Source organism: Pseudomonas sp. S9 (assembly GCF_000222125.1).
Lineage (GTDB): Bacteria > Pseudomonadota > Gammaproteobacteria > Pseudomonadales > Pseudomonadaceae > Aquipseudomonas > Aquipseudomonas segetis.
This window is the reverse complement of record NZ_AFFX01000012.1, coordinates 97448-119074: the sequence shown is the minus strand read 5'-3', so window position 1 is coordinate 119074 and position 21627 is coordinate 97448. Positions and strand designations below refer to the sequence as shown.

Genomic DNA, 21627 nt, shown 5'->3' with positions numbered 1-21627 from the left:
TCATTGCCTTTCTCTAGCTTGTTTTCGCCTTAATGCCGGGGTATGAGGTGCTTGCCACCGTACCTCATACCCCAATGCAGGGCTTATCGATTGAAACGCTCGACCAATGAATATTGTCCCTGCGCTGTTTGGGTCAGCTCTTGGCTAAGGGCTGCGGTGCTTTGTGCATCGCCTGCGGTTTGGTCCGAGAGCTCGGCGATGGTGGTGATATTGCGGTTGATCTCATCGGCCACCGCGCTTTGCTCTTCGGCGGCGGCAGCGATCTGGTCGGCCATATCGGCGATATTGGCGACCGAGTCGCTGATGCCTGAGAGCGCCTCGTCGGCTTTCAGTACACGTTCGACACCATCGTCAGCCTGTTTGCGACCAATATCCATGGTCATCACGGCTTCTTCGGCTGTGCGTTGCAGCTTGGCGATCAAGCCGTGAATCTGCTCGGTTGACTCCGCTGTACGCTGGGCAAGGGAGCGTACCTCATCGGCTACCACGGCGAAGCCACGGCCCATATCGCCAGCGCGGGCCGCTTCGATTGCGGCGTTAAGTGCCAACAGGTTGGTCTGGTCGGCAATGCCTTTGATCACATCGACCACACCGCCGATTTCGTTGCTGTCCTGGGCCAGGCGAGTCACCGTCTCACCGGTTTCACCGACAGATACCGACAACCGCTGGATGGCTTCGCGGGTTTCGGCGGCAATCGCGCGCCCCTCACTGGACAGGCGATTGGCTTCTTGGGTGGCGATGGCGGTACGTGCCACATTGCTCGCAACTTCGAGCGTGGTGGCGGCCATTTCGTTTACGGCTGCGGCAACCAACTCGGTTTCCTGGCGTTGACGTTCAAGACCGGCCGAGCTGTTTTGCGCCAGCTTGTCTGCCTGTCGTGCTTGTTTGGTCAGGTTCTCGGCGCTGTCCTGCAAGCGGGTCAAGCAGGTTTTAAGGCGTGCTTCCTGGCTCAGTGCGGACATTTCAAGTTGGCCGAGCGGCCCTTGGGTATCGGTGTACATTTGCGCTATCAGAGGATCAGAAGTGGTCTTCTCCGCCAGGCTCAGCAGGCGCCTGAAGCCACGCTGCTGCCAGCGCAGACCCAAGGCGCCGACAGGCACGGCAACCAGCGCCGAAGCCAGTAAGCCTGCCGATGGGCTAAGCCAGGCGCCAATCAAGCAACTGATCATCGCCACTAACAGGAAGGGAAGCCAGTCGATAAGTAGCGGTTGCAACTTGGCGGCGCCGGACATTGCAGGCTTGCCCGCGTTGATGCGCTTGTAGAGATTTTCAGCACGCTTGATCTGTTCGCTGGTGGGCTTGATCCGCACCGACTCATAGCCAACCACCTGGTTGTTATCAAGCACCGGCGTGACGTAGGCATTAACCCAATAATGGTCGCCATTCTTGCAGCGGTTCTTGACGATCCCCATCCATGGACGACCCTTTTTCAAAGTGGTCCACATATGCTCGAAGACTGCCGAGGGCACATCAGGATGGCGCACGAGGTTGTGCGGCGCGCGAAGTAATTCGGCGTCAGAGAAACCACTGATTGCGGTAAATGCTTCGTTGCAATAAGTGATCTGGCCTTTGAGGTCGGTCGTTGATATCAGCCGTTGTTCGGCAGGAAAGGTGCGTTCACGTTGGGTGATGGGCTGATTATTACGCATGACGTGGCAGATCCATGAAGTTGATACTGCATGTCATCGGCCTGAAGCGGCGCAAGTTGAGGGTGAATTGGGAAAAAAGTCACTGAACTTTAGATTGATTGATCTAAATCAATTATAAAGGGCTGGGCTGGCGCCCGGACAGGCGTTGATAATGTCCGAGCGCTCTAGTCAGGCTATTTGCCCGCGATCAGCTGGCGCAGCACATAATGTAGAATGCCACCTGCCTTGAAGTACTCAACTTCATTGAGGGTATCAATTCGGCAAAGCACTTCAATGCGTTCGCTGCTGCCATCCTCACGACTGATTTCGACAACGAGGTTCATCATCGGGCGAATCTCAACGCCATCCAGACCGGTGATTTTCAGGGTTTCCTTACCCGTTAGCCCGAGGCTTTTTCGGTCCTGGCCGTCCTTGAACTGCAGCGGGAGCACGCCCATGCCAACCAGATTGGAACGGTGGATACGTTCAAAGCTTTCGGCCAGTACTGCTTTTACCCCAAGCAGGTTGGTGCCTTTTGCAGCCCAGTCGCGGGATGAGCCGGTGCCATATTCCTTGCCGGCGATGACCACCAATGGGGTGCCTTCCTGCTGGTAGCGCATGGCTGCGTCATAGATGGAAAGCTGTTCACCGCTTGGAATATGCAGGGTGTTGCCGCCTTCACTGCCATCGAGCATTTCGTTGCGAATGCGGATGTTGGCAAAGGTGCCGCGCATCATGACTTCATGGTTGCCACGACGCGAGCCGTAGGAGTTGAAGTCGATGGGCTCAACCCCTTTTTCACGCAGGTAGCGCCCGGCTGGGCTGTCACTTTTGATATTGCCAGCTGGAGAAATATGGTCGGTGGTGACCGAGTCGCCGAGCAATGCCAGCACGCGTGCGTTGCTGATATCGCCAATGTGCGGCGGTGCATCGGCAATACCTTCAAAGAAAGGAGGGTGCTGGATATAGGTTGAATCAGCCTGCCAGCTATAAGTATCGTCTTCAGATACCTTGATTGCCTGCCACTGCTCGTCGCCGCTGAATACCTCTGCGTACTCCTTGCGGAACATGGCGGTGTCGACCTTCATGATGGCGTCGCTGATTTCCTTCTGGGTGGGCCAGATATCCTTGAGGTACACCGGATTGCCGTCTTTATCTTCGCCCAGGGGTTCTTCGGCGATATTGATCCGCACATTACCGGCCAATGCATAGGCGACAACCAGGGGCGGAGAGGCCAGCCAGTTGGTTTTCACCAGGGGATGGACACGGCCTTCAAAGTTGCGGTTGCCGGAGAGCACCGAGGCTACCGTCAGGTCGGCAGTCTGGATCGCCTTTTCGATAGGAGCCGGCAGTGGACCCGAGTTACCGATACAGGTCGTGCAGCCATAGCCGACAAGGTCAAACCCGAGTTTGTCCAGATATTGGGTGAGGCCTGCGGCATTGAAGTATTCGGTGACCACCTTCGAGCCTGGGGCCAATGAGCTCTTGACCCAGGGTTTGCGTTGCAAGCCTTTTTCAACCGCTTTCTTGGCGACCAGGCCTGCAGCCATCATCACGCTTGGGTTGGAGGTGTTGGTGCAGGAGGTGATGGCGGCGATGACCACGGCGCCGTTTTTCAGGCGATGTGACTGGCCCTCGAATTCATAATCGATTTCGCCGGTGGAGTGGTCGCTGCCAACGGCTGCTCCGCCTCCGCCTTCACTGAGCAAGCGGCCTTCTTCCTTGCCGTTGGGTTTGAGTTGCAAGCCGATAAAGTCATCAAATGCCTTGTGCACCTGGGTCAAGGCCACGCGGTCTTGTGGGCGTTTAGGGCCGGCCAGGCTGGCTTCAACATTGCCCATGTCAAGTGACAGGCTGTCAGTGAAGGTTGGCTCCTGGCCCTGTTCGCGCCACAGGCCCTGAGCCTTGGAGTAGGCCTCGACCAGCGCCACGGTTTCGTCCGGGCGGCCAGACAGGCGCAGGTAGCCCAGGGTGATTTCATCCACCGGGAAGAAGCCACAGGTTGCGCCGTACTCGGGTGCCATATTGGCAATGGTTGCGCGGTCGGCCAGTGGCAGTTCAGCCAGGCCATCACCATAGAATTCTACAAACTTGCCCACCACGCCCTTGCTGCGCAACATTTGCGTGACGGTGAGAACCAGGTCGGTCGCGGTGATGCCTTCTTTGAGTTTGCCAGTGAGCTTGAAGCCGATGACCTCGGGTATCAGCATGGATACCGGTTGGCCAAGCATGGCCGCTTCTGCTTCGATGCCGCCGACGCCCCAGCCCAATACGCCAAGGCCGTTGATCATGGTGGTGTGCGAGTCGGTGCCCACCAGCGTGTCGGGAAAAGCAAAGGTGTGGCCATCTTCTTCCCTGGTCCAAACCGTGCGGCCCAGATACTCGAGGTTTACCTGGTGACAGATGCCAGTGCCTGGCGGTACGACGCTGAAGTTGTCGAACGCATGCTGGCCCCAGCGCAGGAACTCATAGCGCTCGCCATTGCGCTGCATTTCAATGTCCACATTCTGGGTGAATGCGCTGTCTGTGCCGAACTTGTCGACCATCACCGAGTGGTCGATAACCAGATCGACAGGCGAGAGTGGGTTGATTTTTTGCGGGTCGCCGCCAGCCTTGCTCATTGCGTCACGCATGGCCGCAAGGTCGACAACCGCGGGAACGCCGGTGAAATCCTGCATCAGCACACGGGCGGGGCGGTACTGGATTTCTCGGTCGGAGCTGCGCTTTTCCAGCCAGGCGGCAATCGCCTTGAGATCGTCGCCGGTGACGGTTTTATCGTCTTCCCAACGTAGAAGGTTCTCCAGCAGTACTTTCAGGGACATGGGGAGCTTGTCGATGTTGCCCAGCGACTTCGCCGCTTCGGGCAAGCTGAAGTATTGGTAGGTCTTGTCGCCAACTTTGAGGCTTTGGCGGCTGTTCAGGCTATTTAGGGATGGCATTTAAAGCTCCTTCTATGGCCACACGGCTGGCCGGGCTGAACGTGGTGATTTTTTCGAGGCAGGCTTAAAAGCTAGCTGCAGCTGGTCTGTCCTGCCATTTGTAGAGTCGTATTTTTACCCTGCCACTGGTGGTCGATAACATCAAGTTGCTATCGGGCGATAATTTGAAGATGCAGCGTCCCGGGATATCAGGTTGTCTGGTCGCGTGGTTTATGAGCCCTAGTAGCTGCATCTTGACCAGCTCGAAGCTGTCGCGACCTCAGCTCTGTAATCCGCGCAGGACATTAAGCTGGACATGATTTACAGCCCTGGGTTCCCAAGTTCGCTATCATGCGCGCCTTGAGGAGAGCCCCGATGAATACTTTGTTACTGCATTGCCGCCCCGGATTTGAAAACGAAGTCTGTTCTGAAATCAGCGAACATGCTGCCAATCTGCAAGTGGCCGGCTATGCCAAGGCCAAAGCCAGCAGCGCCTGTGCGGAATTTGTCTGCACGGAAGAGGGTGGCGCAGAGCGGTTGATGCAGGCTGGCTGCAAGTGGCCGGCTATGCCAAGGCAAAAGCCAGCAGCGCCTGTGCGGAATTTGTCTGCACGGAAGAGGGTGGCGCAGAGCGGTTGATGCAGGCTGTGCGCTTCAAGAGCCTTATATTTCCCCGGCAATGGGCGCGCGGGGTCTTTATCGAGCTGCCTGAAACGGATCGGATCAGTGTGCTGCTTGAGCATCTGCAGGATTTTCCGGTCTGTGGCAGTGTCTGGCTCGAAGTCCTCGACACCAATGAGGGCAAGGAGCTGTCGAATTTCTGTAAGAAATTTGAAGTGCCGCTGCGCAAAGCCTTGGGCAAGGCGGGCAAGTTGGTCGAGCAATCGGGCAAGCCACGTTTGCTGCTGACGTTCAAGAGCGGTCGCGAGGTATTTGTGGGCTTGGCCGAGGCGAACAACAGTGCTATCTGGCCGATGGGCATTCCTCGACTGAAATTCCCGCGTGAGGCGCCAAGTCGCTCGACCTTGAAACTTGAAGAAGCCTGGCACACCTTTATTCCACGGGAAGAGTGGGACGAACGGCTCAATGGCGACATGACCGGCGTTGATCTTGGCGCCGCGCCGGGTGGCTGGACCTATCAATTGGTCAAGCTAGGTATGTTGGTGACCGCCATTGACAACGGGCCCATGGCGCAAAGCTTGATGGATACCGGCCTGGTTCAGCATTTGATGGCTGATGGCTTTACCTACAGGCCACGTCAGCCGGTGGACTGGATGGTCTGCGATATTGTTGAAAAGCCCGCACGTAACGCAGCCTTGCTGGAAACCTGGATCGGAGAAGGTCTGTGCCGCGAGGCGGTGGTCAATCTCAAACTGCCCATGAAGCAGCGTTATGCCGAAGTGCGCAAGCTGCTAGACAGAATGGAAGCCGGTTTTGCCGAACGGCGCATAAAGGTGTCGATTGCCTGCAAGCAGCTCTATCACGACCGTGAAGAGGTAACCTGCCACCTGCGCCGACTGGGTAAATAGTCCGTAGAAGGTGACCTTTGGGTCAGCTTTGCGCGACAATAGCGCCATTAATTGGAGTGTTTAGATGTCCGACCCTAAAACCCTCACGCCTGACGCGGTGCTTGATGCCAGCGGATTGAATTGCCCTGAACCAGTGATGATGCTGCACAACAAGGTGCGCGACTTACAGGCGGGTAGCTTGCTCAAAGTGATAGCGACGGACCCCTCAACCCGTCGCGATGTGCCCAAGTTCTGTGTATTCCTGGGGCATGATTTGCTCGATCAAGCCGAAGAGGCGGGCGCTTATCTGTACTGGATACGCACCAAGCTCGATTGATACCCCAGCGCAATGGGTGCCAGGTCAAAATGATTGCGCAGGCCCAGCAGGTTGAAGTCCAGCCTGGGCCTTGCTTTATGCTGCCAACCCAATCCAATTGCGATCACTAACCAGATTTGAATTTGCAATACCCTCATACCCGAGGGGGTACTGGTGTGGGCGGGTGAAAATTCCTACATATCTTTCGGATGGTTGCTGGCGATTATTATACGGTGGTGATGGGTCTGAGCATCGCGCTGTGTTTTATTGAGCGCCGCAGGCAGGGCGTCTGTGCGCACGTTGAGCCTGCTCCAGTTTAATAATCTGCACTTTTTGCGGGTAAGCGCTGACAGGGAGTAACAGAGTCGTGATTAAAAGGATTGATCAAAACAACCGAATGAGCCAGGCCTCGCAGAACGGGAATCTTATTGTTTTGTCCGGGCAGGTCAGTTCAGGGAAAAATATTACCGAGCAAGCGCAAGGCGTGTTCGAGACCATCGATCTGCTGTTACACAAGGCTGGTGCAGATAAGTCGAATATCCTCTATGCCAATATTTTCCTAACGGATATGGGCGACTATGAGGCGTTCAATCAGGTTTGGGATAACTGGGTTGCCAGCGACAAAGGGCAGGCGCCGTCGCGTGCTGCCATTCAAGTGGTGCGCCTTGCCAACCCTGATTGGGTGGTTGAAGTGCAGGTGTTTGCCAGCATTTGATCCAACGGCTTTCCATATTGGGGAAAGCGCACATTATCAATCTGTATTGGAGATATTTAGTTATGGACGACAACACGTTTCCGAAGCCTACCGTCAAACTCAATGACGATGAAATATCAACAGAGCTTGCATCCATCAACATGCAGGATATTGTCGTTCCCGGCTATGGCGCACCGCTTCTGGAACGCCGCATGCGCTGCCGGCTACTCGAGTGCCACCCGGGCGGTACCATCGTTCTTCACTCCCATGAAAACCGCCCAGCGCTTCTTTATGTGCTTGAAGGTTCAGGCGAAGAGCATTCCAACAAGTCCAAGGATACGGTCATCTGGAAGGCGGGTGATTGTTTCGCGGAATATAATGATACCGAGCATTGGATCAAGAATCTTTCAGTCAATGCGCCGCTCAAGGTGCTGACCTTTGATCTTTATGATGACGGTGCTCATGGTGCCAGCCACCCTGATTACAAACCTTGCAAGAACGGTTGCTGATCGGAGCAGTCTGGTTGCTGTTGTCAGCTTAGGACTGAGGCCGGCAACCGCAATAGGCACCGACCTTGGGCGTCTCGCCATATTGACGAGGCGCCCTGTCAAACCTGCAATGCCCATGCAGGACTTCATGGCTTTATCAATACCTACTGGTGATCTGGCTCAGGTTGGGCGGCAGTTATGCAGCCTGTTTTGATAAACGAATATGCTTGCGTGCACTGCGGCTCAGGCGTATGGCCAGCATCACGGCCGCGCAGGTTAAACCCACCACCAGACCTTGCCATAGGCCTTCAGGCCCGGAAGGTTCACCCAGCCAGTTGGACAAGCCCAATGCGTAACCAACCGGCAGGCCTATGCCCCAATAGGCAAACAGCGTCAGCAGCATGGTCACGCGGGTATCCTGATAACCTCGAAGAGCGCCGGCGGCGGTCACCTGAATGGCATCCGATAGTTGGAACAGCGCGGCGTAGATAATCAGCATGGATGCCAGGGCAATCACTGTCGGGTCCGGGGTGTAGATACTGACGATCTGTTCGCGCAGCAACAGGATCAAGGTGGCCGAACAGCAGGCATAGGCCAGTGCTGTGGCCATGCTGACACCGGCTGCGAAGCGCGCGCCACGTGGGTCATGGCGCCCCAATGCCTGGCCGACGCGAACGGTAGCGGCCATGCCAAGCGAATAAGGAATCATAAATACCAGCGAGCTGAAGTTCAGGGCAATCTGGTGACCTGCGACGACCGTGGCACCAAGCCCGCCGATCAACAGGGCAATCACTGCAAAAATACTCGATTCGGCGAAGACGGCGATGCCTATTGGCAGGCCGATGGACAGCAGGCGCTTGATGACCGACCACTGCGGCCAGTCAAAACGTGCGAATAACTTGCTGGCTTTGTAGGCAGGGGCCCACTTTACCCATACCAGCATGCACGCAAACATGAAGGTCATGACTAAACCGGTCGCCCAGCCACAACCAACGCCCCCCATGGCCGGCAACCCAAGCTTGCCGTAGATGAAAATATAATTGAGCGGGATATTGAGCATCAGCCCGAAGATGCCAATCACCATGCTTGGTCGGGTATGCCCCAGGCCATCACTGAAACAGCGCAGTACATGGTAGAGCGCAACAGCGGGGAAACCACAGGCCACAGCGCGCAAGTACCCCATTGATGGCTCGATCAGGTCGGGCTCAACATTCATGCTGTGCAGCACGACTTCGGCATTCCAGAGCAAGGCCGCGGCGCCACCGCCGACCACGATCGCCAGCCACAGAGCCTGGCGTACCAGTGGGCCAATGCTGGATTCATCAGCAGCACCATAACGCTGGGCGACTTTGGGGGTGGTCGCAAGCAAAATACCTGTCATCAGCAGGAAAACCGGTACCCAGATCGAGTTGCCCAATGCCACGGCAGCAAGGTCATGGGGGCCTACGCGTCCGGCCATCAGGGTATCGACGAAGCCCATGGCGGTGTGGGCCAACTGGGCGATGATGATAGGTGTGGCGAGCACCAGCAGGCTGCGAAGTTCACGGCTTACGCGTTGTGACCTTGTTTCAGCAGCTGAGGTGGCGGTCATGGTTGATGCTCTCGTAAAACCGCGCAGTATACGCCTTGACCATTTAGTCAGGAAAGGCTGTAGCCACCTGTTTTTCAGGCATTGGCCGGGTTAATGGTGCAGGGCGTTGTAACAAATGATTTGCCAGACCTTGGCGGATGAATATCGACCCCTTGCTGTTAGAATGCAGGCTTGTCCCGTGGAGCCACGCCATGCGAATTGTTGCAGATGAAAATATCCCGCTGCTTGATGAGTTTTTTGCCGGTTTTGGGCCTATAACGCGCCTGCCAGGCCGTTCGATCGACGCCGCTGCGGTGGCCAATGCCGATGTACTGCTGGTGCGCTCGGTTACCAAGGTTGATCAGCAATTGTTGCAAGGCAGTCCGGTATCCTTCGTTGGTACCTGCACCATTGGCACCGACCATCTCGATCTCGAGTATTTCCAGCAAGCCAATATTGCCTGGTCCAGCGCCCCGGGTTGCAACGCTCGGGGTGTTGTCGACTACGTACTTTCGAGCTTGCTGGTGCTTGCCGAAGACCAGGGGGTTGACCTGTCAAGGCGCACCTACGGCATCGTCGGTGCGGGGCAGGTTGGCGGTCGCCTGCAAGCGGTGCTGCAAGGGCTGGGCTGGACGGTTCTGGTCTGTGATCCACCGCGACAGTCCATCGAAGGCGGAGATTTTGTCAGCCTGCAGCAAATCATCAGTGACTGTGACGTGATCAGCTTGCATACGCCACTGGATAAAGCTGGCGAGCATCCGACCCATCATTTGTTCGATGCCGAGAATCTCGGTCGGTTAAGGCCCGGTACCTGGCTTATCAATGCCAGTCGCGGCCCGGTGATCGATAATGCAGCGTTGCGAGAACTGCTGGCGCAACGTGATGACCTGCGCGCGGTGCTGGATGTCTGGGAGGCGGAGCCAAGTGTCGAGGTCGAACTGGCAGCATTGTGCCGGATTGCGACGCCGCATATTGCAGGCTATAGCCTCGACGGCAAGTTACGTGGTACTGCGCAGATCTACAGTGCATTGTGCTCGTTTCTGGGACAGCCCGAGCAACACCGACTTGAAGATCTGACGCCGCCGGCGTGGTTGGCGCAGATGCATTTCGATGCCTCGGTGGAGCGCGACTGGTTGATTGGCAGTCTTTGCCGTGCGGTTTACGACCCACGCCGTGATGATGCGGATTTTCGCAGGAGCTTGTTCGCCGATAGCGCACAACAGCGCGCGGCATTCGATGCGCTGCGCAAGCACTACCCGATGCGCCGCGAAATTACCGGGCTCGAGGTCAGTTTTGCAGGCCCGCCTTCGGCAGAGCTTGTGCAGGCGCTAAAGGCGCTGGGTGTGGTAACGCGCCAGGCGGGCTAGCGCGTTTGCTGTGCGGAGCTCAGTCTTTGCTTTGGTTGGCTGCGCGGCTTTTTTCGAGCTCTTCGCAGGCATCCTGAATCATGTGCTCGGTTATCTCGACTTCACGCCCTTGCTCGTCGATGATCGCCCCGCCAACGGGTTTGTCAGGGTTAACCGAGCTGTTGCTGCTTTGCTTGGGCGGATTTGAGTTGCTCATGGTCGGTCTCCTCAGCGCAACGTCTGGTTGAAACTGCAACTCCTGCATGGCCATTTTGACGGCACTGCATGCAGTCAGGCTTTCACGTAGGATTACTCTGCCAAAAAAGCCCGGTACTTGGAAAGCCGGGAAGCAACAATATTGGCTAAATTGTCGGATTATTTTGGAGTTCTTGTATGTCGCGCTTTCACATCGGGTTAATCATCAACCCGCTCGCCGGACTTGGCGGCCCAGCAGGTCTCAAAGGCAGTGATGGCGTTGCAGAGCAGGCATTGGCGCTGGGCAGCGAGCCAAAGGCTGCATTGCGTACACGTACCGCTCTGGATTGTTTGGCCGAGCTTAAGGACCGGGTTGAATTTGTTACCTTTCCGGGCAGCATGGGCGCCGATTTGCTGGGTGACATGGGCTTCGCTCATCGTGTGATCGGCGCTATAGCGCAGCAGACGACGGCCGCTGATACACGCAATGCCGTGGAACTGTTGCAGGACGCTGGCGTGGCCTTGATCTTGTTTGCTGGCGGTGACGGAACTGCGCGTGATATCTGCGCTGCCGTGCGCGAAGGCCAGCCAGTGCTGGGGATCCCGGCCGGAGTGAAGATCCAGTCCGGGGTCTATGCCATCAGTCCCCGTGCGGCGGGTGAGTTAACCGCTCGATTGATAACCGGGGGGCTGGTGCGCCTGGCCAGTGGCGAGGTGCGTGACATTGATGAGTCCGCATTGCGCGAAGGACGTGTCACTGCGCGCTGGTACGGCGAGTTGAGCGTTCCGGAAGAGGGCGGTTATGTGCAGCAAGTCAAGCAGGGTGGTGTTGAGTCTGAAGAGCTGGTGCTTGGCGATCTGGCAGATTGGCTGCAGGACAGTTGGGAAGACGATGTGCGTTATGTATTTGGGCCTGGCTCGACCCTGCATGGACTGGCGCGAAACCTGGGTTTGGAAACCACGCTGCTGGGCGTGGACGTGATCGAAAATGGCCAGTTGCTGGCCAGCGATGTCACCGAGGCGCAGTTGTACGCGCTGGTGGCTGATCATCCGGCGCGCCTATTGGTGACTGCTATTGGCGGCCAGGGCCATATTATTGGCCGTGGCAACCAGCAGATCAGTCCAAGGGTGCTTCGTGCCATCGGCCTTGAGCACCTGCGAGTGGTCGCAACCAAACGCAAGCTCGGCACACTGCAAGGTCGTCCGTTGCTGGTGGACAGCGGCGACATCGCGCTGGATGATGCCTTTCCCGATGCCGTGCGGGTGTGGGCCGGTTACAAGGAAGAGTTGCTTTATCCCCTGAGTCGATAGGAGGTCGTGATGCGGGTTGTGAGTCTGTTGCTGATCTGGCTGCTCGCCTTTGCTGCCCAGGCCGTCGAGGCGGACAAACTGGTGCTGGCCGCACGTCAGCAGGTGGGTGTGACCCTTGGCTATGACCCGGCCTACCGGCGCCTGGCCTATCCTAATGGTGATGTGCCTATCAGTACCGGCGTATGTACCGATGTGCTGATTCGTGCGCTGCGCCAGCAAGGGCTGGATCTGCAGCAGGCAGTGCATCAGGACATGCGCGCCCACTTTGGCCAGTACCCGAAGAGCTGGGGGCTGACTCGCCCCGACAGTAATATCGACCACCGTCGTGTACCCAACCTGATGACCTGGTTCAAGCGCCAGGGTTGGGCGCTGGCGCTTGATCAAGATGCCGAGCACTATAGTCCCGGCGATATCGTCACCTGGGACCTGGGTGGCGGCCTGACCCATATCGGTATTATCAGCGACCGCAAGGCGAGCAGTGGTGTGCCCCTGGTGCTGCATAACATTGGTCGCGGTACCCAGGAAGAAGACATCCTGTTCAACTTCAGAATTACTGGCCATTACCGCATCCCCGAGGCCTGAGGGCTGCGCAGAGGAGATGTATATGCAGCCCCCTTTCATCCAGGCTGACGAGCGCGTGGTGCTGTTTGATGGTGTGTGCAAGCTGTGTAACGGCTGGGCGAAATTCTTGATTCGCCACGATATTGAGCAACGCTTTCGCCTGGCTTCGGTTCAGTCGAAGGAAGGCCAGGCATTGTTGGGGTGGGGCGGTTTGCCCCTTGATCATTTCGACAGCATGGCATTGATCGAGAATGGCCAGATGCTGCTGCGTTCGGATGCAGTGCTGCGCATTTTCGCCCAATTGCCCGGTCCCTGGCGGTATTTAAAGTGGTTGCGGCTGATTCCGCGGCCTGTGCGTGACTGGTGCTACAACCGTATTGCCCTGAACCGCTATCGGCTCTTTGGCCGTTATGATCAGTGTCTGCTGCCAAGCGCCGACCACGCCCGGCGTTTCTTGCATGGGTGATCCTCGTTTACTGCAGATCGCCTGGCTAGCGCGTATTGCCCTGGCGCTGTTGTTTATCTGGCACGGCTTGGTGCCGAAGATCCTCTGGCTAAGCCCGGATGAACTGGCGATGATCCAGGCCCATGGCTTGCCAGCCCCCGAATGGATAGCCCGTATCGCCGGCTTGGCAGAAATCACCCTGGGTCTGTTGTTGCTGTGGCGGCGCCAACGCTGGCCATTGCTGCTGGCGGGGGCGCTGCTGATTGGTTTGCTGCTTGATGTGGCACTGTTTAGCCCCCATCTACTGATACAGGCGTTTAATCCAGTGTCGACCAATCTCGCTGCCTTGGCCTTGTGCTGGGTGGCCTGGCGGGCGCAGACGCCGTAATCGCTTTCCCCTTAACCGGCGTCATCGCGCCAGCGAGCCTTCATGTTTTCGATCCTGTCGTTACATCAGAGAAATGCACTGCGCATGGCCTGGCGCTTTATCTCGCCTTATCGTGCTCGTGTATTCGGCGCCTTACTGGCGTTGATCTTTACCGCGGCAATCACACTTTCCATGGGGCAGGGCATCAAGCTGCTGGTCGATCAGGGATTGGCCACCCAATCACGCGAAGCATTGGAGCATTCGATTGGCTTGTTCTTCGTCTTGGTGCTGGCGCTGGCTTTGGGAACCTACACGCGTTTCTACCTGGTTTCCTGGCTGGGTGAGCGGGTGGTTGCCGATATTCGCAAGCGCGTGTTCGATCACCTGATTACCTTGCATCCCGGGTTCTATGAAAGTAACCGCAGCTCAGAGATTCAATCGCGCCTGACCGCCGACACGACCTTGCTGCAATCGGTTATTGGCTCGTCCCTGTCCATGGCGCTGCGTAACCTGATCATCATGATCGGCGGCGTGGTTTTGCTGATTATCACGAATCCAAAGCTCAGCGGTATCGTCCTGGTTGCGTTGCCGCTGGTTGTTGCGCCCATTCTTGTCTTTGGTCGTCGCGTGCGCGCACTGTCGCGCCAGAGCCAGGACCGGGTGGCCGATGTCGGCAGCTACGTGGCCGAGGTGCTCGGCCAGATCAAAACAGTTCAGGCCTATAACCACCAGCACGAAGATATCCGCCGTTTTGCGCTTTCCGCCGAGGCTGCATTCGACACGGCGCGCGAGCGAATTGCCCAGCGTGCATGGTTGATTACGGTGGTGATCGTCCTGGTGCTGGGCGCTGTCGGAGTGATGCTCTGGGTTGGCGGCATGGATGTGATTGCTGGGCGTATAAGCGGCGGTGAGCTGGCCGCCTTTGTGTTTTACAGCCTGATCGTCGGCTCGTCGTTTGGCACGCTCAGCGAGGTGATCGGAGAGCTGCAACGGGCGGCAGGCGCAGCCGAACGGATTGCCGAACTGCTGCAGGCGCGCAATGAAATCCTGGCTCCGACGGTAAATAAGCTGAGCCTGGCGCAGCCGGTTCAAGGGCGCATAGAGTTGCAGAAGTTAAGTTTTGCCTATCCGTCGCGGCTCGACACTTTTGCCATCGACAGCATGGATTTGCTGGTCGAGCCGGGGCAAACCGTCGCCTTGGTCGGGCCTTCAGGTGCGGGCAAGTCAACGATTTTTGATTTGCTGCTGCGCTTTTTCGATCCGCAACATGGGCGCATCCTGATTGATGGCCAGCCGATTGATCAGCTCGATCCGAGTGAGTTGAGGCAGAGCTTTGCGCTGGTTTCGCAAAATCCTGCACTGTTCTTTGGCACTGTCGAAGACAATATTCGCTACGGCAAGACGGCTGCAAGCCACGCCGAGGTCGAGGCTGCTGCACGCGCAGCGCACGCTCATGAGTTCATCATGAAGCTGCCGGACGGCTATCAAACTCATCTTGGGGATGGAGGCTTGGGCTTGTCCGGTGGTCAGCGCCAACGCTTGGCGATTGCCCGGGCCCTGTTGCTTGATGCGCCGATATTGCTGCTGGACGAAGCCACCAGCGCGCTGGATGCTGAAAGTGAGCATCTGATCCAGCAAGCCTTGCCGCGATTGATGCAGGGGCGTACCACGCTGGTGATTGCGCATCGCCTGGCAACTGTTAAAAGTGCTGAGCGAATCGCGGTGATCGAGTCGGGCAGGCTGGTGGCTATCGGCACGCACCAGCAGTTGATCAACAGCAGCCCGCTGTATGCGCGTCTGGCCGAGCTGCAGTTTTCAGATCCGCAGTCAGACCTGAGCGAGGCTTAGCCTTGCAGATCAACAGGCTTTACCTGGGGCCTGATGGTGGCCGCCGCGCCTGCGGACGCAAGGATGATAAAGCTGATGGCCAGCCATTGGTTGAAGTGCAGTTGCTCGCTGAGAAACAGCAGGCCAGTGAGGGCTGCTACCGCGGGTTCAAGGCTCATCAGGATACTGAAGGTGCGTGAAGGCAGGCGTGTCAGGGCAATCATTTCGAGGCTGTAGGGCAGTGCTGATGAAAGTACCGCTACCGCCAACGCAATAGGTAGCAGGTCGAGGTTGTAAAGGGCGGAACCGGCCTGCCACATGCCAATGGGGATGACCAATGCGGCGGCGACCAGTGTGCCCAGGCAGGCGGTATGCTTGCCATGCTGGGCACCGGCTTTCTGGCCGAAAATGATGTACATCGCCCAGCACAGCCCGGCGCCGAGCGCATACGCCATGCCCAGGGGATCAAGCGCTTGCTCGGAATGGTTGCTCGGTAGCAGTAGCCACAAGCCGGTGACTGCCATCGCCACCCAGACAAAGTCTAGCAATCTCCGAGATGACAGCAGGGCGAGGGCCAGGGGGCCAGTGAATTCGAGGGAAACGGCAATCCCAAGCGGGATGGTCTTAAGCGACATATAGAACAACAGGTTCATGCCGCCCAACGCCAGCCCATACGCCAGCAGCGCCTTGCAGGAAGCCAGGCTCAAGCGTGCCTGCCAGGGGCGCATGATGATTGCCAGAATGATTGCGCCAAAGCCCAGGCGCAAAGCGGTTGTGCCTTCGGCGCCAATCAGCGGGAAGAGGCTTTTTGCAAGCGATGCTCCGCTCTGGATAGACACCATGGCCACCAGGAGCAGGGCGATTGGCAGCACGATGGCGGTAGCGGGAATGGCGCGGGGCATTGTCGATTCCAGATCAGATACAGGAGCAATAAAAAAACCGGCCCGCAGGCCGGTTATTCAGCCATCAAGCAATTAGCGGTATTCGCAGAGATAAGCCGTATCAACCGCGACCTTGAGCTTGAATTTGCTATTGGCCGGCACTGTGAAGGTGCTGCCCGACTCGAATGTTTCCCAGCTCTCCGAACCGGGTAATTGAACAGTCAGTGCGCCTGCTACAACATGCATGACTTCGAGCTGGCTAGTGCCAAATTCGTAGTCGCCAGCAGCCATTACGCCGATAGTGGCAGGGGCTGCAGCCATATCGAAAGCAATAGATTTGACGGTGCCGTCGAAGTACTCATTCACTTTGAACATATGCACATCCTCGCAAGGGCTGAAAAAGGGTCGCCAGTATGCCGAAGCCTGATCGGGTCGTCATCAGCTTTGAATAGGTAAAACCATTGGCAGTAATCGAGCGGTGTTGCGCGCGTCGCTAAGCGCGCGGTGCTGTTGCCCGCTGAAATTGATTCCAGAGAGTTGCAGTGCGGTGTGCAGGCCCACCGGTTGCTGTAGTTTGCGCGCCTGGGCGAAGGATTTTTTTAGATTCAGGTGGCTGAGCGTGCTCAGGTGACTGCTGAGCTGTTGCAGGCGCCAGTCTTGCTCAAGCTGGCGGCGGTCATATTCGCCCCAGCTTGCCCAGCCGATCAGGCGCGGGTGGTGCTGGCTGAGCCAGCGCTCAAAGTGAGGCCAGATTTCAGACAATGGCCCTGCGCTGTCGACATCGGTTTGGCTGATATGGGTCAGGTCGCGGCAAAACCTGGTCAGGTGAGGGCGCCTGAGAGGCCTGACAAAACGCTGGAAATGGTCGATCTCATGGCCTTGGGCATTCACCATGCTGGCGCCGATTTCGATGATCTCCATCTCTTCGATCGGCCAGCCGCCTTCCTCGGTCGTAGCTTCCAGGTCAATCACTAACCAATGTCCCATAGGCTCTCCATGAGCATGCGAGCCTGTACTCGCGCTGTCGGCAAACTTACTATTAGGTTTTAGGACAATGGCGGCAGTATGCAAGTGCCCGACAAGTGCGGCAAAAGCCATGTTAGGCTGCTGATAAATCAACCTGGAGGTTTCAAATGGCCAACGTAGCCTTTATTGGATTAGGTGTAATGGGGTATCCCATGGCGGGGCATTTGGCGCGCGATGGCCATCAAGTCTGCGTCTACAATCGCTCCGCGGCCAAGGCCGAGCAGTGGGTCGAAGAGTATGCAGGCGAGTGCGCTGCGACACCCCGTGAAGCTGCACAAGGCGCGGACCTGGTAATGGTTTGCGTGGGTAACGACGATGATTTGCGCAGTGTCGTGCTCGGTGAAGACGGTGCGTTGGCGGGCATGCAGTCCGGAAGCGTATTGGTTGACCACACAACAGCCTCTGCGACTGTCGCCCGTGAGCTGGCAGAAATCGCCAGGGGGCGCTCCATAGGCTTTCTTGATGCCCCGGTTTCAGGTGGTCAGGCAGGTGCGCAAAATGGCGTGCTGACGGTCATGGTCGGTGGCGAGCAGGCCGATTTCGATAGAGCGCAGCCTGTTATCGATGCCTACGCCAAGATGGTTCGGCTCATGGGGCCGGCTGGTAGCGGCCAACTGACCAAGATGGTCAACCAGATCTGTATCGCCGGTGTTGTTCAGGGCTTGTCCGAGGCTCTGCATTTTGCGCAGTGCGCCGGGCTCGATGGTATTGGCGCCATGGAGGTGATCAGCAAGGGCGCAGCGCAATCCTGGCAGCTTGAGAATCGCCATAAAGCCATGCTCGATGGTGAGTTCGAATTCGGCTTCGCCGTCGACTGGATGCGCAAGGACTTGTCCATCCTGCTGGCCGAGGCTCGCAGCAATGGCGCGCAATTGCCTGTCACTGCGCTGGTTGATCAGTTCTATGCCGATGTCCAGGCGGCCGGTGGAGGGCGCTGGGATACATCGAGCCTGATTTCACGACTTAAGCCGGCAAAGAACTCCTGAGTCTGTTTGCTGCCTAAGGCATTGGGCGTTGCGGTCGGACGCCCGATTTTGGAATCTCTTTACAGCTACTGCGTTCGACTTTCGGGCCAGTCGACGGCCTTTGAGTGGGACCTTAACTCGCAATGCTGCTAATTTCGCCTGCGGCCAGGTAAAATCGGCGACCTGTCGTGATTATGCTTTTAATAGAGGGTTTTCGGGTCATGAAATGCCGTGCTGGCTGTGGCGCTTGCTGCATCTCTCCTTCGATCAGCTCACCCATTCCGGGAATGCCCAACGGCAAACCTGCAGGTGTGCGTTGCGTTCAGTTGGATGAGGCCAATTTCTGCATGATCTTCGGTCAGCCCGAGCGTCCCGCAGTCTGTTCTGCATTCAATGCGGATATAGAGGTATGTGGCGACACTCGGGAAGACGCAATACGTTTGCTCGCCTGGCTTGAAGGCTCTACCGCTGTGGCGTGTTAATCAATTACCAGCAGGCAAACGCCTGGGAGAAATAATGGCTCTGTTTACACGGTTGTTAGTGGCTGGCGTTACAGTCCTGGCTGTAAGTACCGCCCATGGGCAGGACTGGAACCTGGTGAAGGATGAAGCCGGGATCAAGGTTTATCTGAGTGATGTGAAGGGCTCGGAATACAAGGCCTATCGCGGTGTGACGACAGTCAAGGCCGATTTACCGACACTACTCAAGCTGCAAAATGATGTAGCCGGTTCCTGTGCATGGATTCATGAGTGCAAGATGCAAAAAATGCTCAAGCACGAAGGTGATAAAACCTGGATCTATGCTCAATTCAACACACCATGGCCGGTAACTCCGCGTGACTCGGTCATGGAAGTCACCACCAGGCAGGATGCCAATGGCGGCGCGACCCGGGTGATGCACGGGGTGCCTGATTACCTGCCGTCAGAAAAAGGCTTTGTCAGGGTCAGCGAGCTGGAAGGTCGCTGGGTCTTTACGCCGAAAAAGGCTGGCGAAGTCGAAGTGGTGTATGAGGTGCATACCGAGCCAGGCGGTAGCGTGCCATCGTGGCTGGCCAACAAGTTCGTGGTCGATGCGCCGTTCAATACCCTGAAAAACTACCGCGAACTGGCCGAGAAGAAATAACCCGGCGGTGTTCTCCCGTTGCCCACAAAAAAGGCTGCCAGTTGGCAGCCTTTTTTACGCGATTAAACAGGCCTGGTTGGCTTATCTATTGATATCGCGCTGCTCCTTACCGGTGTACAGCTGGCGTGGACGGCCAATCTTGTACGGGCTTTCGAGCATTTCTTTCCAGTGCGAGATCCAGCCAACAGTGCGTGCCAGTGCGAAAATCACTGTAAACATGCTGGTTGGGATACCGATTGCCTTGAGGATGATGCCCGAGTAGAAGTCTACGTTCGGGTAGAGCGAGCGCTCGATAAAGTATGGATCGGTCAGTGCAATCTCTTCGAGACGCATTGCCAGTTCCAGTTGTGGGTCATTGGTAATGCCCAGCTCCTTTAGAACTTCATCGCAGGTCTGCTTCATCACGGTGGCGCGCGGGTCGCGGTTCTTGTAGACGCGGTGCCCGAAGCCCATGAGCTTGAACGGATCGTTCTTGTCCTTGGCCTTGGCGATGAAGGCGTCGATGTTCGAAACATCACCGATCTCATCAAGCATGCTCAGTACGGCTTCGTTGGCGCCGCCGTGAGCAGGCCCCCAAAGTGCAGCGATACCGGCCGCGATACAGGCAAAGGGGTTGGCGCCGGAGGAGCCAGCCAGGCGAACGGTTGAAGTCGATGCGTTCTGTTCGTGGTCGGCGTGGAGGATAAAGATCTTATCCATGGCCTTGGCCAGAACCGGGCTGATCGGCTTAATTTCGCACGGGGTGTTGAACATCATGTGCAGGAAGTTTTCAGCGTAATTGAGGTCATTACGCGGGTACATCATGGGTTGGCCCATGGAGTACTTGTAGGTCATCGCTGCAAGGGTCGGCATCTTGGAAATCAGGCGCATGGCCGAGACTTCGCGGTGATGCGGGTTCTTGATGTCCAGGGAGTCGTGATAGAAGGCGGAGAGGGCGCCAACCACGCCACACATAATGGCCATCGGGTGTGCATCGCGACGGAAGCCGTTGAAGAAGGTCTTCAACTGCTCGTGAACCATGGTGTGGTTCTTGATGGTGGTTACAAATTGAGCTTTTTGCGCTTCGTCAGGCAGTTCGCCATTGAGCAGCAGGTAGCAGGTTTCCAGGTAGTCAGCTTTCTCGGCGAGCTGTTCGATCGGATAACCGCGGTGAAGCAGAATGCCTTGTTCACCATCGATGTAGGTGATTTGCGACTCGCAAGACGCGGTGGACATAAAGCCCGGATCAAAAGTGAAGCGGCCCGTGGCTGTTAAGCCTCTTACATCTATTACATCGGGACCAACGGTGCCGGTTAAAATAGGCAGCTCGACGGGGGCAGCGCCCTCGATGACCAACTGCGCTTTTTTGTCAGCCATGTGTGGCCTCCTAGTTATGCTTGATATCATCAGACAGCCCCCCACGCAGGGCCCGCACCACTATAGTGGGATAAATTCTAAAGTCAATTTGCTAAAACACTATGGGGTAGAGCCTGTTGGCTGCTGATTATTAAGGATAAGTTGCGCTTTTACGTGATTTAAATAATCCGCGCAATCTGCACGAAGGATAGGCTGGTGCGTTGTCATTAGTAACCTAACTGTCTATACTCTGCGGCCAACCACTAAGGGCTTTTAACCCTGTATCTGGTGGTTTTCACTCCTTGGGTGATGGGTACCTGACCAGTGCACCTCCCGACAACTTTGCCCTGCAACTTCGGGGCTCTCAGTGTGATAAAAAAAGCCGTGAATAGCCAACGACCTGTAAACCTAGACCTTAGGACTATCAAGCTCCCAATCACCGCTTACACGTCCATTCTTCACCGTATCTCCGGTGTCATCCTCTTTGTCGGCATTGCCGTGTTGCTCTATGCGCTCGACAAGTCGCTTGCCTCAGAGGAAGGCTTTGCCGAGGTGAAAGAATGCCTGACTAGCCCTTTGGCTAAGTTCGTGATTTGGGCATTGTTGTCCGCCTTGCTGTACCACCTGGTGGCTGGCGTACGCCACATCATCATGGACATGGGCATCGGTGAATCGCTCGAGGGCGGTGCATTGGGCTCGAAAATCGTACTCGCTGTCGCAGCGGTCATGATTCTGCTGCTGGGGGTATGGATATGGTAACTAATGTCACTAACTTGTCGCGTTCGGGTCTGTATGACTGGATGGCACAACGCGTTTCAGCAGTCGTGCTCGCGGCTTATGTACTGTTTTTGCTGGGTTATGTGATCGCCCATCCTGGCATGGGTTATGCCGACTGGCATGGTCTGTTCTCCAATCAAGCAATGCGCATCTTCAGCTTGCTGACTTTAGTTTCGCTTAGCGTTCATGCCTGGGTTGGTATGTGGACAATCTCCACTGACTACCTGACCAGCATGGCTGTCGGTAAGTGGGCTACGGCCGTGCGTTTTCTGTTCCAGGCTGCGTGTGGCATTGCCATGTTCGCGTTTTTCGTCTGGGGCGTGCAGATTCTTTGGGGTATCTGATCC

General features: G+C 56.7%; 22 protein-coding genes and 3 pseudogenes. 16 read left to right on the top strand and 9 right to left on the bottom strand.

Annotation, left to right across the window (positions count from 1 at the left end; all coding sequences use genetic code 11):
• Positions 1-83: 83 nt before the first annotated feature.
• The 3 genes and pseudogenes from PSES9_RS0120370 to acnA form a co-directional block, all read right to left on the bottom strand.
• Positions 84-1169 (bottom strand): methyl-accepting chemotaxis protein, encoded by a 1086-nt coding sequence (locus PSES9_RS0120370; protein WP_425439614.1) that lies wholly within the window; start codon positions 1167-1169, stop codon positions 84-86.
• 153 nt (positions 1170-1322) lie between these two features.
• Positions 1323-1649: pseudogene (locus PSES9_RS25770) on the bottom strand (PAS domain-containing protein); the annotation flags it as partial.
• A 173-nt stretch (positions 1650-1822) separates the two neighbouring features.
• A complete protein-coding gene (gene acnA, locus PSES9_RS0120365) occupies positions 1823-4567 on the bottom strand; it encodes an aconitate hydratase AcnA (RefSeq protein WP_010490109.1) in 2745 nt (914 codons plus the stop codon).
• 354 nt (positions 4568-4921) lie between these two features.
• On the opposite strand from acnA, the gene PSES9_RS25765 reads away from it, so the two are divergent.
• The 5 genes and pseudogenes from PSES9_RS25765 to PSES9_RS24380 all read left to right on the top strand — a co-directional run bounded on the left by PSES9_RS25765 (position 4922) and on the right by PSES9_RS24380 (position 7573).
• On the top strand, positions 4922-5185 hold the full coding sequence (locus PSES9_RS25765) for a hypothetical protein (protein WP_010490108.1): 264 nt from the start codon (positions 4922-4924) through the stop codon (positions 5183-5185).
• A pseudogene (gene rlmM / locus PSES9_RS23985) lies at positions 5089-6075 on the top strand (23S rRNA (cytidine(2498)-2'-O)-methyltransferase RlmM); the annotation flags it as partial. The gene PSES9_RS25765 and the pseudogene rlmM, both read left to right, overlap by 97 nt.
• Positions 6076-6139: 64 nt before the next feature.
• Positions 6140-6391, top strand: coding sequence for a sulfurtransferase TusA (gene tusA / locus PSES9_RS0120355; protein WP_010490104.1), 252 nt, complete (start codon positions 6140-6142; stop codon positions 6389-6391).
• A gap of 346 nt (positions 6392-6737) precedes the next feature.
• The gene (locus PSES9_RS0120350; protein ID WP_029529683.1) at positions 6738-7085 is read left to right on the top strand and encodes a RidA family protein; all 348 of its coding nucleotides are present in this window, start codon (positions 6738-6740) and stop codon (positions 7083-7085) included.
• Between the two features lie 62 nt (positions 7086-7147).
• Positions 7148-7573 (top strand): cupin domain-containing protein, encoded by a 426-nt coding sequence (locus PSES9_RS24380; RefSeq protein WP_010490100.1) that lies wholly within the window; start codon positions 7148-7150, stop codon positions 7571-7573.
• A 175-nt stretch (positions 7574-7748) separates the two neighbouring features.
• Here the strand turns inward: PSES9_RS24380 and PSES9_RS0120340 are convergent, their stop codons facing one another.
• Complete coding sequence (locus PSES9_RS0120340; protein WP_010490099.1) at positions 7749-9143, bottom strand: MATE family efflux transporter; 1395 nt, start codon at positions 9141-9143, stop codon at positions 7749-7751.
• A 191-nt stretch (positions 9144-9334) separates the two neighbouring features.
• On the opposite strand from PSES9_RS0120340, the gene pdxB reads away from it, so the two are divergent.
• Positions 9335-10489 (top strand): 4-phosphoerythronate dehydrogenase PdxB, encoded by a 1155-nt coding sequence (gene pdxB / locus PSES9_RS0120335; protein ID WP_010490097.1) that lies wholly within the window; start codon positions 9335-9337, stop codon positions 10487-10489.
• A gap of 19 nt (positions 10490-10508) precedes the next feature.
• On the opposite strand, the gene PSES9_RS25120 is transcribed toward pdxB, so the two are convergent.
• Positions 10509-10685 (bottom strand): PA1571 family protein, encoded by a 177-nt coding sequence (locus PSES9_RS25120; RefSeq protein ID WP_010490095.1) that lies wholly within the window; start codon positions 10683-10685, stop codon positions 10509-10511.
• Positions 10686-10861: 176 nt separating this feature from the next.
• Here PSES9_RS25120 and PSES9_RS0120325 point away from each other — a divergent pair, with 176 nt between their 5' ends.
• From PSES9_RS0120325 to PSES9_RS0120305, 5 genes are read left to right on the top strand one after another with little or no spacing between them, the layout of a single operon-like run.
• Complete coding sequence (locus PSES9_RS0120325) at positions 10862-11974, top strand: ATP-NAD kinase family protein (RefSeq protein ID WP_010490093.1); 1113 nt, start codon at positions 10862-10864, stop codon at positions 11972-11974.
• Between the two features lie 9 nt (positions 11975-11983).
• Positions 11984-12556 carry a DUF1287 domain-containing protein gene (locus PSES9_RS0120320; RefSeq protein WP_010490092.1) on the top strand — a complete coding sequence of 191 codons (573 nt, stop codon included), beginning with the start codon at positions 11984-11986 and terminating at the stop codon, positions 12554-12556.
• Positions 12557-12578: 22 nt separating this feature from the next.
• Positions 12579-13001, top strand: coding sequence for a thiol-disulfide oxidoreductase DCC family protein (locus PSES9_RS0120315; protein ID WP_010490090.1), 423 nt, complete (start codon positions 12579-12581; stop codon positions 12999-13001).
• Positions 12994-13368 (top strand): DoxX-like family protein, encoded by a 375-nt coding sequence (locus tag PSES9_RS0120310; RefSeq protein ID WP_010490088.1) that lies wholly within the window; start codon positions 12994-12996, stop codon positions 13366-13368. The genes PSES9_RS0120315 and PSES9_RS0120310 overlap by 8 nt, the downstream gene beginning before the upstream one ends.
• Before the next feature lie 42 nt (positions 13369-13410).
• Positions 13411-15195 (top strand): ABC transporter transmembrane domain-containing protein, encoded by a 1785-nt coding sequence (locus tag PSES9_RS0120305; protein ID WP_029529681.1) that lies wholly within the window; start codon positions 13411-13413, stop codon positions 15193-15195.
• Here PSES9_RS0120305 and rhtA read toward each other — a convergent pair.
• The 3 genes from rhtA to PSES9_RS0120290 all read right to left on the bottom strand — a co-directional run bounded on the left by rhtA (position 15192) and on the right by PSES9_RS0120290 (position 17042).
• Positions 15192-16076, bottom strand: coding sequence for a threonine/homoserine exporter RhtA (gene rhtA / locus PSES9_RS0120300; RefSeq protein ID WP_010490084.1), 885 nt, complete (start codon positions 16074-16076; stop codon positions 15192-15194). The genes PSES9_RS0120305 and rhtA overlap by 4 nt on opposite strands.
• A 72-nt stretch (positions 16077-16148) precedes the next feature.
• Positions 16149-16430, bottom strand: coding sequence for a pyrimidine/purine nucleoside phosphorylase (gene ppnP, locus PSES9_RS0120295; protein WP_010490082.1), 282 nt, complete (start codon positions 16428-16430; stop codon positions 16149-16151).
• A 63-nt stretch (positions 16431-16493) separates the two neighbouring features.
• Entirely contained in the window at positions 16494-17042 is a 549-nt protein-coding gene (locus PSES9_RS0120290) for an exonuclease domain-containing protein (protein ID WP_010490079.1), read from the bottom strand.
• A gap of 137 nt (positions 17043-17179) precedes the next feature.
• Between PSES9_RS0120290 and PSES9_RS0120285 the strand changes: the two are divergent.
• From PSES9_RS0120285 to PSES9_RS0120280, 3 genes and pseudogenes are all read left to right on the top strand, one after another.
• Positions 17180-18067: pseudogene (locus tag PSES9_RS0120285) on the top strand (NAD(P)-dependent oxidoreductase); the annotation flags it as partial.
• 200 nt (positions 18068-18267) lie between these two features.
• A complete protein-coding gene (locus tag PSES9_RS24735) occupies positions 18268-18528 on the top strand; it encodes a YkgJ family cysteine cluster protein (protein ID WP_010490076.1) in 261 nt (86 codons plus the stop codon).
• A 34-nt stretch (positions 18529-18562) separates the two neighbouring features.
• Entirely contained in the window at positions 18563-19168 is a 606-nt protein-coding gene (locus tag PSES9_RS0120280; protein ID WP_010490074.1) for an START domain-containing protein, read from the top strand.
• A gap of 81 nt (positions 19169-19249) precedes the next feature.
• On the opposite strand, the gene gltA is transcribed toward PSES9_RS0120280, so the two are convergent.
• Positions 19250-20524 (bottom strand): citrate synthase, encoded by a 1275-nt coding sequence (gltA, locus tag PSES9_RS0120275; protein ID WP_010490072.1) that lies wholly within the window; start codon positions 20522-20524, stop codon positions 19250-19252.
• Between the two features lie 351 nt (positions 20525-20875).
• On the opposite strand from gltA, the gene sdhC reads away from it, so the two are divergent.
• Entirely contained in the window at positions 20876-21262 is a 387-nt protein-coding gene (gene sdhC, locus PSES9_RS0120270) for a succinate dehydrogenase, cytochrome b556 subunit (RefSeq protein WP_176443230.1), read from the top strand.
• Positions 21256-21624 (top strand): succinate dehydrogenase, hydrophobic membrane anchor protein, encoded by a 369-nt coding sequence (gene sdhD / locus PSES9_RS0120265; protein WP_010490068.1) that lies wholly within the window; start codon positions 21256-21258, stop codon positions 21622-21624. Before sdhC ends, sdhD begins: the two co-directional genes overlap by 7 nt.
• Positions 21625-21627 lie beyond the last annotated feature (3 nt).

Coding starts and splice junctions, on each gene's coding strand:
- PSES9_RS0120370 (WP_425439614.1), bottom strand. CDS start 1,169: ATGATCAGTTGCTTGATTGGCGCCTGGCTTAGCCCATCGGCAGGCTTA.
- acnA (WP_010490109.1), bottom strand. CDS start 4,567: ATGCCATCCCTAAATAGCCTGAACAGCCGCCAAAGCCTCAAAGTTGGC.
- PSES9_RS25765 (WP_010490108.1), top strand. CDS start 4,922: ATGAATACTTTGTTACTGCATTGCCGCCCCGGATTTGAAAACGAAGTC.
- tusA (WP_010490104.1), top strand. CDS start 6,140: ATGTCCGACCCTAAAACCCTCACGCCTGACGCGGTGCTTGATGCCAGC.
- PSES9_RS24380 (WP_010490100.1), top strand. CDS start 7,148: ATGGACGACAACACGTTTCCGAAGCCTACCGTCAAACTCAATGACGAT.
- PSES9_RS0120340 (WP_010490099.1), bottom strand. CDS start 9,143: ATGACCGCCACCTCAGCTGCTGAAACAAGGTCACAACGCGTAAGCCGT.
- pdxB (WP_010490097.1), top strand. CDS start 9,335: ATGCGAATTGTTGCAGATGAAAATATCCCGCTGCTTGATGAGTTTTTT.
- PSES9_RS25120 (WP_010490095.1), bottom strand. CDS start 10,685: ATGAGCAACTCAAATCCGCCCAAGCAAAGCAGCAACAGCTCGGTTAAC.
- PSES9_RS0120325 (WP_010490093.1), top strand. CDS start 10,862: ATGTCGCGCTTTCACATCGGGTTAATCATCAACCCGCTCGCCGGACTT.
- PSES9_RS0120320 (WP_010490092.1), top strand. CDS start 11,984: ATGCGGGTTGTGAGTCTGTTGCTGATCTGGCTGCTCGCCTTTGCTGCC.
- PSES9_RS0120315 (WP_010490090.1), top strand. CDS start 12,579: ATGCAGCCCCCTTTCATCCAGGCTGACGAGCGCGTGGTGCTGTTTGAT.
- PSES9_RS0120310 (WP_010490088.1), top strand. CDS start 12,994: ATGGGTGATCCTCGTTTACTGCAGATCGCCTGGCTAGCGCGTATTGCC.
- PSES9_RS0120305 (WP_029529681.1), top strand. CDS start 13,411: ATGTTTTCGATCCTGTCGTTACATCAGAGAAATGCACTGCGCATGGCC.
- rhtA (WP_010490084.1), bottom strand. CDS start 16,076: ATGCCCCGCGCCATTCCCGCTACCGCCATCGTGCTGCCAATCGCCCTG.
- ppnP (WP_010490082.1), bottom strand. CDS start 16,430: ATGTTCAAAGTGAATGAGTACTTCGACGGCACCGTCAAATCTATTGCT.
- PSES9_RS0120290 (WP_010490079.1), bottom strand. CDS start 17,042: ATGGGACATTGGTTAGTGATTGACCTGGAAGCTACGACCGAGGAAGGC.
- PSES9_RS24735 (WP_010490076.1), top strand. CDS start 18,268: ATGAAATGCCGTGCTGGCTGTGGCGCTTGCTGCATCTCTCCTTCGATC.
- PSES9_RS0120280 (WP_010490074.1), top strand. CDS start 18,563: ATGGCTCTGTTTACACGGTTGTTAGTGGCTGGCGTTACAGTCCTGGCT.
- gltA (WP_010490072.1), bottom strand. CDS start 20,524: ATGGCTGACAAAAAAGCGCAGTTGGTCATCGAGGGCGCTGCCCCCGTC.
- sdhD (WP_010490068.1), top strand. CDS start 21,256: ATGGTAACTAATGTCACTAACTTGTCGCGTTCGGGTCTGTATGACTGG.